8 protein-coding genes and 1 pseudogene are annotated in these 11,772 nt (G+C 59.7%); 5 read left to right on the top strand and 4 right to left on the bottom strand.

Annotated features, from left to right (window positions below; translation table 11 throughout):
• Positions 1-124: 124 nt before the first annotated feature.
• Both HX855_RS19395 and HX855_RS19390 read right to left on the bottom strand, forming a co-directional pair.
• Complete coding sequence (locus HX855_RS19395) at positions 125-1,012, bottom strand: GntR family transcriptional regulator (RefSeq protein WP_177088328.1); 888 nt, start codon at positions 1,010-1,012, stop codon at positions 125-127.
• A 118-nt stretch (positions 1,013-1,130) separates the two neighbouring features.
• Positions 1,131-2,447, bottom strand: a complete 1,317-nt coding sequence (locus HX855_RS19390; protein WP_177088326.1) for a CitMHS family transporter — start codon at positions 2,445-2,447, stop codon at positions 1,131-1,133.
• 175 nt (positions 2,448-2,622) lie between these two features.
• Between HX855_RS19390 and HX855_RS19385 the strand changes: the two genes are divergently transcribed.
• The 5 genes and pseudogenes from HX855_RS19385 (at position 2,623) to HX855_RS19365 (ending at position 9,158) form a co-directional block, all read left to right on the top strand.
• Positions 2,623-5,229 carry an aconitate hydratase gene (locus tag HX855_RS19385; protein WP_177088324.1) on the top strand — a complete coding sequence of 869 codons (2,607 nt, stop codon included), beginning with the start codon at positions 2,623-2,625 and terminating at the stop codon, positions 5,227-5,229.
• A gap of 31 nt (positions 5,230-5,260) precedes the next feature.
• Complete coding sequence (gene prpF / locus HX855_RS19380; RefSeq protein ID WP_177088322.1) at positions 5,261-6,409, top strand: 2-methylaconitate cis-trans isomerase PrpF; 1,149 nt, start codon at positions 5,261-5,263, stop codon at positions 6,407-6,409.
• Between the two features lie 77 nt (positions 6,410-6,486).
• Complete coding sequence (locus tag HX855_RS19375; protein WP_256353051.1) at positions 6,487-7,713, top strand: lactonase family protein; 1,227 nt, start codon at positions 6,487-6,489, stop codon at positions 7,711-7,713.
• Positions 7,714-7,733: 20 nt separating this feature from the next.
• Positions 7,734-8,393: pseudogene (locus HX855_RS33415) on the top strand (TerC family protein); the annotation flags it as partial.
• 51 nt (positions 8,394-8,444) lie between these two features.
• The gene (locus tag HX855_RS19365; RefSeq protein ID WP_256353054.1) at positions 8,445-9,158 is read left to right on the top strand and encodes an ABC transporter substrate-binding protein; all 714 of its coding nucleotides are present in this window, start codon (positions 8,445-8,447) and stop codon (positions 9,156-9,158) included.
• On the opposite strand, the gene HX855_RS19360 is transcribed toward HX855_RS19365, so the two are convergent.
• Positions 9,155-10,588 carry a serine hydrolase gene (locus HX855_RS19360; protein WP_177088320.1) on the bottom strand — a complete coding sequence of 478 codons (1,434 nt, stop codon included), beginning with the start codon at positions 10,586-10,588 and terminating at the stop codon, positions 9,155-9,157. The genes HX855_RS19365 and HX855_RS19360 overlap by 4 nt on opposite strands.
• Before the next feature lie 26 nt (positions 10,589-10,614).
• On the bottom strand, positions 10,615-11,529 hold the full coding sequence (locus tag HX855_RS19355; protein ID WP_177088318.1) for a LysR substrate-binding domain-containing protein: 915 nt from the start codon (positions 11,527-11,529) through the stop codon (positions 10,615-10,617).
• Positions 11,530-11,772 lie beyond the last annotated feature (243 nt).

Genomic DNA, 11,772 nt, shown 5'->3' with positions numbered 1-11,772 from the left:
GCTTTCGTGAAACGATCATGAAGCCGACGACTAACCGGGTAGCAGGCGCAGGACGATTGGGCATGGCAAAGCCAGCGCAACCCCTGGGGTCGCACTTGGCATGAATGCAAAAGGTGAGGGGGCGTTATTCGAACAGCGCAGGGTCCACTTTCTGGCGGCGGGCCTGCTCGAGATGCTTGCGCATCTGGTCGGCGGCCGCCAGGCGGTCCCCGCGTTCGAGGCAGTCGAGGATCGCCAGGTGTTCTTCTGCCTGACCTTTGCGAGGGGCACGCTTGCCCGCTTGACGGTACTCCACCAGCCTTCGTAACTGATCGAGGCGACGCACGGTCTGTTGTAGAAAGCGATTGCCAGAACAGGTTGCCAGCGTTTCGTGGAACAGGGAGTTTGCCTCGAACAGTTCCTGGGGCGTCATGGTGAGGTACCCGCCGTTGGCGATGAACTCTTGTTGTTTACGGCAGGCATTCAACGTGTCGCGGTCAATATGAAACGTGGGAGACAGCAAGCCCGAAGGCTCGATGGTCGCCCTGAACGCGTAGCTCTCTTCGTAGGCCTCCACCGAATCAATCATCGGTAGCAGTCGCCACCCCTGGCCTGCCCGCTGCTCTATCCAGCCTTCCTGCTGAATACGTGAAAGAACGGCCCTTAACGCTGCCCGAGAAACGTCAAACTGACGCATGAACTCAATTTCCGTAAACAACTCGGGAAGCTGCCTGCTAAGGCGTAACTCCGCAAATTTGAGGTACAGCGGGTCGTCGCTGCTCTCCATCACTTCCGAGGCGAGGTCGCTGAGCTCTGCACTTGACCGCGCCAGGAAAAAGCCCCGGTTGCGGTCGTAGGTGAGCATGCCTTTTTCCACCAGGTGCCCCAAGGCAAACTTGACTGGCGTGCGGGAAACGTTGAGCGTTGTGGCCAGTTGAGACTCGACCAGATGGTGCCCTATATCAAAACGCTCACGACGAACGTGGGAAACAATGTCACGCGCGATGCGTGCTTGCAGTGGACTTAGAGGCATTGGATCCCGAACCGGAGAGAGCTGACCATGGAATCACCATTCTAGCCTGTCGTTAAGCGTAACGGCAGATACCATGGGTGGCTTCTGCCGGGATCGGGCCATGGCTGCATTGTCTGCGCTAGCGCACTTGATAAAACGGGAAAGCCCCAAAAAGAAGGCCGCCAACCAGAAGGCCAGCACTCGCCAGGATGGCCCATTTAAGCGCAAAGCGCTGATGGTCCCCCAGGTCCACTTTTGCCAGCGCCACGAGCAGGTAAAGCGAAGGAACCAGCGGGCTGAGCAAGTGTACCGGCTGACCCACCACCGAGGCGCGCGCAATTTCCAGCGGTGTTATGCCGTACTGCGCTGCCGTTTGTGCAATCACCGGCAGGATGCCGAAGTAGAACGCGTCGTTGGACATAAAGAAGGTAAACGGCAAGCTGACCAGCGCTGTGAACACCGCGAGGAAGGGTCCGAGGGCCGGCGGGATCACCTGCAGCAAGCTCTTGGCCATGGCGTCCACCATGCCTGTGCCGGAAAGAATTCCGGTGAAAATGCCCGCGGCAAAGATGACGGCGGTGACAGCCAGCACGTTGGTCGCATGGGCGGCAATTCGCGCTTTTTGCTCTTCGATCTTCGGGTAGTTGAGCATGATGGCAATCGCGAAGCCGAGCATAAACAGGATCTGGATGGGCATGGCACCCACGACCAGACCTGCGATCAGGCCTAACGTCAGGATCAGGTTTGGCCAGAACATTTTGGGGCGACGATTCTCATCGCACTCTTGAGTCGACCCGTTCCCCAATATCACCGAATCAGTGTGAGCGTCCTCCAGATGAAGGATGCCCAGACGCGCACGCTCGCTGCGCCCGATGACTACGGCAGTGAAGATCAGGCAGCCGGCGCCTATCAACATGGCGGGGATCATCGGCACGAAAATCGCCATGGCGTCCACGTGCAATGCAGCCGCCGCGCGCGCGGTAGGCCCGCCCCATGGCGAGATGTTCATGATCCCGCTGGCGATGTTCACCAGGCATGTCATGCCCAGCACGCTCATGCCCAGTCGCTGGTAGAGCGGCAGAAACGCTGCGCAGGCAATCATGTACGTGGTTGAGCTGTCACCGTCCAGCGAGACAAGCATGGTCAGCACAGCGGTACCCACCGAAACCTTGAGGGGATCGCCTTTCACCACTTTCAGGATAAAGCGCACGAGCCCGTCGAAGAGCCCTGCGTCAATCATGATGCCGAAATACAGAATCGAAAATGTCAGCATCACCCCGGTAGGGGCGAGGGTTTTGACGCCGTCGAGCATCATCGCGCCGAGCCCGGCGTAATGCCCGCCGATCAAGGCGAAAAGGACGGGGATCAGGATCAATGCAACCAGCGCCGACAGGCGCTTGGTCATGATCAGGTACATGAAGCAGATGACCATTGAAAAGCCGAGGATTGTTAGCACGGGTGGGCTCCCTATTTTTATGTTTATTTTTTTACCGCACCGTAGAAACCGCGGGTGGGCATTTCCGATCTCAGGGCTGAGATGAATCGGATGAATCAAGATTGACCTATATCGTTACAAAGTGCAATATTGCTCGCACAAGAACATTGCCTGTGCAGCCTGTGAGGATTAGCCAATGCCAAAGTCAAAGGGTCGAACCGTTTCCGCCAACGGCATCGAGTACCGTGTCAGTGATATCCGCGGGGTTGTTACTGACCTCGGTGGCGACTACGCCAGGCTGCCGTACAGCCTGCGTGTTCTTGCCGAAAACGTCTTGCGAGGCGAAGCCGACCCGCAAGCCTCGCTAAAGGTCATTTGCACCCGGTCCAATGCGTTCGATATTCCCTTCCGTCCGGCGCGCGTCGTTCTGCAGGACCTGCTCGGCACGCCGGCCCTTGTCGATCTTGCGGGCTTGAGGGACGCCGTTGCGGAAAAAGGCGGTAACCCGCGATTGGTTAACCCGGTGACGCCCACCCACCTGGTCGTCGACCATTCCCTGAACGTTGAGCGCTGGGGCGATGCAAACGCGTTGGCCGATAACGAAGCGATCGAACGTGCACGCAATGCCGAACGCTTTGAGTTTCTGGACTGGTGCAACAAGGCATTCAGCAACCTGTCGATCATTCCCTCCGGTAAAGGCATCCTTCATCAGATCAACCTTGAACGACTCACCACTGTCGTGGGGATGCAGCGCCGCAATGATGAGCTGTGGGCGTTCCCCGACACACTGGTGGGCACCGACAGCCATACCACCATGATCAATGCCATCGGGGTGCTGGGCTGGGGCGTTGGCGGGATTGAGGCTGAGGCCGCAATGCTGGGCAAGCCCTTGATGCTGCGATTGCCGGAAATTGTGGGTGTGCGCCTCGAAGGCACGCTGCCGCAGGGCTACCTGGCCACCGACATCGCTTTGGCATTGACCGAGACGCTTCGTAAGGTGGGTGTTATCGGATCGTTCCTGGAGTTTTTCGGCCCTGGCGTGGCTCAGCTTTCCCTGGCCGATCGAGGGACCTTATCGAACATGGCACCAGAGTTCGGTGCTACGGCGGCGATGTTTGCAATTGATGATCGCACGCTGCATTACCTGCGCATGACCGGGCGCGGCGGCCAGATTTCCGGCCTTACAGAAGCGTATGCGCGAGCACAGGGGCTTTGGTACGACAGCCTTGATGATGCCGAGTACAACCGAGTGGTTACGCTCAACCTGAGCACAGTCGCACGTTCGATTGCCGGGCCGAAGCAGCCGCATCAACGAATCGTGCTGGGCGAAAAAGCGCCTGCTACCCATCTCCCTGCCGGCCTGGACAATGGTTCGGTGGTGCTTGCCGCGATCACCAGTTGCACCAACACCTCCAACCCACGCGGAGTTATTGCGGCAGGCCTGGTAGCACGCAATGCCCGTAAGCGCGGGCTGCAGCGCGCGCCGTGGGTGAAAACCTCCTTCGCACCAGGCTCCAGGGTGGTTTCCGACTACCTTGAGCGGTCGGGTCTGAATGAAGATCTGGATGCGTTGGGCTTCAACCTGGTGGGTTACGGCTGCACCACGTGCAACGGCATGTCTGGCCCGTTGCTGAGCCCGGAAATCGAAGACGAAATTCGTGCGCGCACCCTGGAAACCGTCGCCGTCACCTCGGGCAACCGCAACTTTGAAGGTCGTGTGCACCCGCTGGCGCGGGAGGTTTTTATCATGTCGCCGCCGTTGGTCGTGGCCTATGCGATTGCCGGTACTTACCGGGTTGACCCCGATAAAGACGCGCTGGGTGTCGATCAGCATGGCGTGCCAGTCTATCTGCACGAGTTATGGCCGAGTGATCAAGAACTGACCCAAATCGAAGCCGATAACCTGACGTCCGATTTGTTCGATAAGGCTTACGAAGACGTGCCGCGTGAAGCCGGGTTGATTGCCAGCGACCTGCGTGCCGGCGTCAGCGATCAATATGCATGGCAAGCGGACAGCACTTATATACGCAAACCTCCTTACTGGAGCGATGCAGTAACGGCAACCGACACCACCATCGACCTGGCCAATATGCGCGTGTTGGCAATGCTCTCGGACAACATCACCACCGATCACATCTCACCGTCGGGCGCGATTCTTCCAGAAAGCGATGCGGGTCAATACCTGCAATCTCACGGTATCGCCGTGCCGGACTTCAACTCCTATGGCACTCGCCGTGGCAACCATGAAGCGGCGCAGCGTGCGACGTTCGCCAGCCCACGCTTAAAAAACGAACTGCTTGAAGATGGCCGTGAAGGCCCCTGGACGTTGCTTCTGCCTGAGAAAGAAGTCACCACGATTTTCCAGGCGGCCCAGCTATACGCACAACGCAAACAATCGTTGATTGTGGTTGCCGGTAAAGAGTACGGAAGTGGTTCCTCGCGCGACTGGGCGGCAAAAGGCCCACGTCTGTTGGGGGTTCGAGTGGTCGTGGCGGAAAGCTTCGAGCGCATTCACCGCACCAACCTGGCCGGCCTCGGCATTCTTGCGCTGCAGTTCGAAGAAGGGGTGTCTCGCCAGAGCCTGGGCCTGACCGGACGCGAACTGTTCAGCGTCGAAGGCATCACCGCCGACTTCCAGCCAGGCGCAAAAGTCACCCTGCTGATCGAACGGGAGAATGGCGAGAAGGAACGCGTCACCGTCGTGAGCCGCCTGGATACCTTTGAAGACGTGCGCTACTTCCGCAGCGGTGGTTTGCTCCCGCAATTGCTGATTGAAAGCTTGAAGAGCGCCCCCGTTAACTGATGCAACGCAGATCCGTTGGAGTAACCTTGAAATGACCCAAAGACGTATTCCTGCCGTCTACATGCGCGGTGGTTCGAGCAAAGGCGTGTTCTTCCTTGACGAGCATTTGCCACCGGCAGGCGCAGAGCGTGACACGATTCTCCTTCGCGTGATTGGCAGTCCAGATGCGTACGGCAAGCAGATCGACGGCATGGGCGGCGCAACCTCAAGCACCAGTAAAGTCGTGGTGATTGGTCAGTCCAGCCGTGACGACTGCGACGTAGATTACCTGTTCGGTGCGCCGGCCATCGAAACAGCGGTGATTGACTGGTCAGGCAACTGCGGCAACTTGAGTTCGGCCGTTGGCCCCTACGCTATCTCGCAAGGTCTTGTGGATGCCCCTCGGGACGGAATGGCGGTCGTCCGTATTTGGCAGGCCAATATTCAGAAGCGCATTATTGCCCATGTGCCGATGCGCAATGGCGAGGTGCAGGAAGAAGGTGACTTTGTTCTCGATGGCGTTGCGTTCCCGGCGGCCGAAATCGTCCTGGAGTTTCTTGAGCCCGGTGGCTCCGACGGGAGCATCCTGCCCACCGGCAATGCGGTGGATCAGGTCACTGTTCCAGGCCTCGGCACACTGGCGGTCACGTTGTTGAATGCCGGTAACCCGACCATCTTCATCGATGCCCTGACAGTAGGCCTGAAAGGCACCGAGACCCAGGATCAGGTCAACGGTGATGCAGCATTGCTGGCTCGCCTTGAAACCATACGGGCTCACTGCACGGTCGCAATGGGGCTGGCTGACAGTGCCGAAGAGGCGACACGGTTGCGCCCTCACACCCCAAAACTGTGTTGTGTGGCCGTGCCACAGGCTTACCAGGCGGCGGGTGGAAAGCAGGTCCAGCCTGCTGATATCGATGTGATCGCCAGGATTCTGTCGATGGGCAAGCTGCACCATGCGATCACGGGCACCGGCGCGGTTGCCGTGGCCGTTGCGGCAGCGCTCGATGGCACCTTGGTCAACCGCATCGTGGGCGATATTGGCGACCGGCAAGTACGTATGGGGCACACGGCCGGTAGCGTTGCAGTGGGCGCCAGGACGATTTTCCAGGACGGCGCCTGGGTCGTTGAAAAGGCCGTGATGAGCCGCAGCGCTCGCCGGTTGATGGAAGGGTGGGTGCGTATCCCTGAGGCGCTCTGATTCCTCACTGCCCATGCGGCGCTCTCGCCGCATGGGCAAACCCGATTTGAATAATAAAAACAAAAGGGAACCGCATCATGAGTTCATCCCAATTTCCCCGTCACCTCATGCCTCGCCGTCGATTTGTGCAAATGGCAGCCCTGGCGGCGGGCGGTATCGTGACAGCAGGCTTCAACCTACCTGCAGGCGCAGCTTCTACGAGAGATGAAAACAAAATGGCGAATACCCAGTCTCCCCAGGCTCCCCGTTTTGCGTATGTGGGTTCGAGGACAAGCAAAGAGCGTAATGCCCGCGGCGTCGGTATCACGGTGTATGCGTATGCGCCCGATACCGGTGCTTGCACGCTCGTTCAGACGCTCGACAGTTTGGTGAACCCGTCCTTCCTGGCGCTCAACCCCGATCAAACGCGGTTGTACTGCGTTCATGGTGATCAAAGCGAAGTCAGCTCCTTTGCAATCGATCCTGCGTCAGGTGCGCTACAAAAATTGAACACGGTCTCGGCCCCAGGCAAAAATCCGGTTCACTTGAGTGTGGACCCCACCCATCAATTTCTGGCAGTTGCGTATTACGAAGCCGGGAGTTTTGCCCTGTTTCCAATTCTGGAGGGCGGTAGCCTGGGTGAAGTGGGCCACATGGAGGTGCTCCAGGGTGAACCTGGGCCCCATAAAGTCGAGCAGCGCAGTTCACACCCGCACATGATCCCGTTTGCCCCCTCGGGACGTTTTGTGGTGATTCCCGACAAAGGGCTGGACAGCATCTTTGTGTACCGGGTCCAGGACAATAATGGGACGCTCGGTGCGACCGAGATCAGCAGGGTCAAGGCAAGGGACGGTGCCGGGCCACGTCATGTGGTGTTTGCTCCCAGCGGTAAGCATGCCTATGTCGTTAATGAGTTGGACAGCAGTGTGACTGGCTATGCCTATGATGCGCAGAAGGGCGTGTTAACCCCGCAGGAAATTCTTTCCACCGTGCCGTCACGGTTTACCGGGAACAACCGCGCAGCGGCTATCGTCATTGCCCCGTCGGGTAAGTACCTCTACATCTCTAATCGGGGGCACGACAGCGTGGCCACGTTCGCGCTCGCGCCAACGGGTGAGTTCTCGGCAACCGTGCATACACCTTCTCAGGGGCGAAAACCACGCTTCATGAACTTGACCCCGGACGGCTCGCGGCTCTACGTCGCCAACGAGGAGACCGACACTATTGTTGCCTTCGACGTCGACCAAAACACCGGTGCACTCACGGCAAATGGCCAAATGATCAAGACCGGAAGCCCGGTCTGCATGATATTCAAAACCACCTGATCAGGTTTGGAGCGTATACCTTGGTCGAACTGCTCAACACGCCGGCCTTTTGGCTGGCGGTGGCGCAAATTATCGCCATCGACATTTTACTGGGCGCAGACAACGCCGTTGTGATTGCATTGGCCTGTCGCAAGCTGCCGGAGATACAGCGTAACCGCGCGATGATTGGCGGGGCGCTGGGCGCAATCGCATTGCGAATTGCGATGATCTTTTTTGCGTTGCAGCTACTGGAGTTGCCTTACTTAAAGCTCTTCGGTGGCGCGCTGTTGTTATGGATAGGTATCAAGTTGCTCGTCCCCGGGGAGGAACATGTCGATGAAAAACGGCTAGCAAGCCCTCGGTTATTCGGCGCAATCAAGACCATTATTATCGCCGACGCGGTCATGAGCCTCGACAACGTGGTTGCGGTGGCCGGTGCCTCCCATGGGCGCCTGGACCTGGTGGTTTTTGGCATTGTCATCAGCATTCCGATCATCATTTGGGGCAGCAAAGGGCTGCTCCATCTAATGCAGCGTTTCCCGCTGATTGTCACCCTGGGCGCCGCGCTGTTGGGGTGGATCGCGGGCAGCATGGCGATCAGCGATTTCAGTCTGCCTGCCTTGCCGGTATGGTCGACTTATGCAGCAGGGCTGGTAGGCGCGGTCGTTGTGCTGGCTGTCGGAAAAGGACTCTCGGCACGCTCACGATTCACCTGCGATCGGCCCTTTGATAGCGCGGCTGTACGCAGTGAGCTGGCGCCTACCGCCGAGCTGAGGGTCGCGATCAACCTGGGCAACCCGGTACTCGCCCAGCGCAATCCGCTCACCGGCGAGCTGACCGGCGTATCCGTTGCCCTGGCTCACGCATTGGCTAAGGATATTGGCGTGCCAGCCAGGCTGACCCCATATGATGCCGCAGGAAAAGTTTTCGCCGCGCTGGATAATGACGAGTGGGACCTGGCGTTTCTGGCGATAGAGCCTGTGCGCGCAGAGAAAATTGCGTTTTCGACCCCCTACGTGAGTATCGATGGTACCTACCTTGTGAGGCACGACAGCCCGTACCAACAGGCATCCGCACTCGATACCCAGGGCTGCAGAATCGCTGTGGGGCAGGGCGCTGCGTATGACCTTTTTCTCTCGCGGACCTTGCAGCATGCCCAGTTACATCGCTCGCCAACGTCGTCGAGCGCTGTAGAGGCTTTCCTTGAGTTTGGGCTGGAAGCGGCCGCCGGAGTCAGGCAACCACTCGAGCGGTTTGCGGCCTCCAACCCCGGCCTGAGGGTGTTGAGCGACAATTTCACCGAGATCCGACAGGCCATGGCGGTGCCCAGGCGTCGTGCTCTCGCGGCGGCCTATGTACAGGATTTTATCTGCCGTGCGTTGGCGCAAGGCTGGGTGAGCAAGGGGCTGATCGAAAGCGGCCAACGGGATGCCCGTGTCACACCGCTTTCACACGGCAAGGTCTAGTCGCGCACGCTGCCCACCAGGACTTCCTGCTCCTTCCCCGCACTGTTGACGTTGACCGTACGCGCCACACGCACGCGGTCACCGTCAAACTCACACACCACCCGATCGCGAAACGCCGTCTGCGGGTAGATCCAGGTCATTTCCAGCGTCCGGGCATCCAGCCAGCGTGCGCCGGCGACGATCTGCGCGTCCTTGAACTCATAGCCGTGGTGCAACGCTCGACCCGGCATGCAGGTGGTGCCGCTGACCCAGTGATCAATCCCGACTTTCAGGGCATGCACGGCCTTGCTGTCGGTCAGTTGGAAGCGCAGTACATTGCCCTCAATGGCAAACGCCACTTGCTGCACGTCCAGCCCGTTGGGTTCTACCTGATACACACCGGTGAAATCCGCCGGCCCGGCACACGCTGAAAGCAGCTCAGGCCGTAGCGCCATGCTCGCCAACCGCCGTTCCAGCCGCGCATCCGCGTCAGGCTTGACGCTGCAATCACTGCCAAACGCCGCCGGAAAATGCCGCTCGACAAACGGGATCAGCTCCGCCGAATTCTTCATCCCGCCGATCACCACCAGCGTCGCACCATAGTCGCGGAACACCATCGCCATCTGCACAAACACCCCAACCGCACTGAAGGCGTGGGCCGGCTTCATCATCCAGTGGTAACCGTAGCGGCTGTCCGGCCCGCCTTGTGGCCGTGTGGCCGCAGCCACCCAGTCGGCCGGCAGAATCTGCTGGCCCTTCCACACGCCGCCTTGTGCGTGCAACACGGCCAGCTTGAGCATGGCCGATGTCGGCGCCTTCAGCCCGTTGCCGCCGGGGTTCACGCCATCGGGGCCGATGTCCCAGCGTTCGTTATGGATGTCCAGCGGCACAAACAGCCGGGGTTTGAGGTACGCGTGCAAGGTCTGCCCGGTGACCTTGTTGATCAGCGCCGACAGCATGTAGCTGGCCGCACTGGTGTAGACGTAGGTGGTGCCCGGCGCATAGGCCAGGGGAATCTTGAAGAATTCGGCAATCCAGCTGGTCTCGATACCGCGCCACACCGAGCCCGAGGTGTTGGCCCCGTGGCCGGTGCGCATGGCCAGCAGGTGTTCCACGGTCATGTCCGCCAGGCGCGGGTCGGCGTCGGCCGGCAGAAACTCGGGGAAGAACCCCACCAGCCGGTCATCCAGCTTCAGCAACCCTTCATCCAGGGCCAGGCCAATGGCGCAGGCGGTAAAACTTTTAGCCACCGAATGCAGCACCCGTGGCTCGTTGGGGTCCACCGGCCAGCTCCAGCCTTCGGCGACCACCTGGCCGTGGCGGTGCAGCATCAGGCCTTGCAGGTCGAGGCCGGCGGCTTTCACTTCATCGAGAAACGCAATCAGCTGCTCGGGATCAACGCCGACGCTGCTGGCGCTGGCGCGGGACAAACCATCGTAGGACTTGGGCATAAACAGGCTCGTGGGAGGAGGGGAAGTCAACGGCTGCGGTGCACCAGCCGCGAATAGGAAATCAGCATGCTGGTCAGTTCCTGGCTGACGCTGGTGAGCGGTGATGAGCGGCGGCTGATCAGGCACACATCGCGGGTCGCCAGGGGTTCTTCGATGGCGATAGTGGTCAGGGCGCTGGAAAACAGCTTCATCCCCGGCAGCATCCGCGGCTCGATGGTCAGGTAGTCGGTTTCCGAGACGATGTGCAGGGTTTCCAGCAACGAGTCGGTGGTGATCGCGATCTTCGGCGGCGCCAGGCCCTGGGTGCGGAACAGTTCGATCAAGCGGTTTTCCGCACCGCCCACCACACCGGCCGGGCGCACGCTGATCCACTGGCAGTCGGTGAGGGCTTGCACGGTTTTTGCCTGTGCCTGCGGGTGGCCCTTGCGCGCAATGATGCCGGCGTTGGAGCTGTAGAGGCGGTCGATGGCCAGATCGATATCGGCCACGTTGGGCGCCAGCGGGCACAACACGAAATCCAGGCGGCCATCGCGGACTTTTTCCACCAGGCCCTTGGTGGTACCGCTGGCCACGTGCACCTGCATGCGCGGGAAGCGCTGGGTGAAGTTACTCAGCACCGGCAGCAGCAATTCAGCCAGGGGTTCGGAGGTCACGCCCAGTGCGATATGGCCTTCGGGTTCGCCTTTCCAGGGTTGCAGGTCGAGCAGGGCGCGTTCGCAGTCGAGGGTGATGGAGCGGGCGCGGGCCAGGAACACTTCGCCGGCCGGCGTCAGGTTGATGCCCTGGTTGGAACGTTGCAGCAGCACCACCCCGAGTTCTTTTTCCAGGGTCTGGATCGACTGGGTCAGGGTGCTTTGCGCCACATCCAGCTGGCGTGCGGCAGAGCGGAAGCTGCCTTTTTCCACCACGGAACAGAACGCACGAAGATGGGTGAGGGTCATGACGGTCGGCTCCGTTGGTGCTGCATTTAAACCATTGAATGCCAGCCAGCTTATCTGATGACTATAGGTGAGCACAGATCGGTCTGGATGATCGCGATCATTATTTCTGATCAGGAAAACGCCATCTTTTCCAGCTCAAGGCCCCGATTTCTCGGTACGGTAAGGCCAGGGCAACCCACGGACGGTTGATGATCGGATAAACCGAGCCCGATCACTCGGAGCGTTCTTCTCAAGTTCATCGGG

This window comes from Pseudomonas sp. IPO3778 (assembly GCF_013386825.1).
Taxonomy (GTDB): domain Bacteria; phylum Pseudomonadota; class Gammaproteobacteria; order Pseudomonadales; family Pseudomonadaceae; genus Aquipseudomonas.
Note: the sequence above shows the minus strand (reverse complement) of the source record. Positions and strands in the feature narration are given on the sequence as shown.

Bases quoted from the DNA above. Each gene is read 5' to 3' on its own strand.
- HX855_RS19395 (WP_177088328.1), bottom strand. From the start codon at position 1,012: ATGCCTCTAAGTCCACTGCAAGCACGCATCGCGCGTGACATTGTTTCC.
- HX855_RS19385 (WP_177088324.1), top strand. From the start codon at position 2,623: ATGCCAAAGTCAAAGGGTCGAACCGTTTCCGCCAACGGCATCGAGTAC.
- prpF (WP_177088322.1), top strand. From the start codon at position 5,261: ATGACCCAAAGACGTATTCCTGCCGTCTACATGCGCGGTGGTTCGAGC.
- HX855_RS19375 (WP_256353051.1), top strand. From the start codon at position 6,487: ATGAGTTCATCCCAATTTCCCCGTCACCTCATGCCTCGCCGTCGATTT.
- HX855_RS19360 (WP_177088320.1), bottom strand. From the start codon at position 10,588: ATGCCCAAGTCCTACGATGGTTTGTCCCGCGCCAGCGCCAGCAGCGTC.
- HX855_RS19355 (WP_177088318.1), bottom strand. From the start codon at position 11,529: ATGACCCTCACCCATCTTCGTGCGTTCTGTTCCGTGGTGGAAAAAGGC.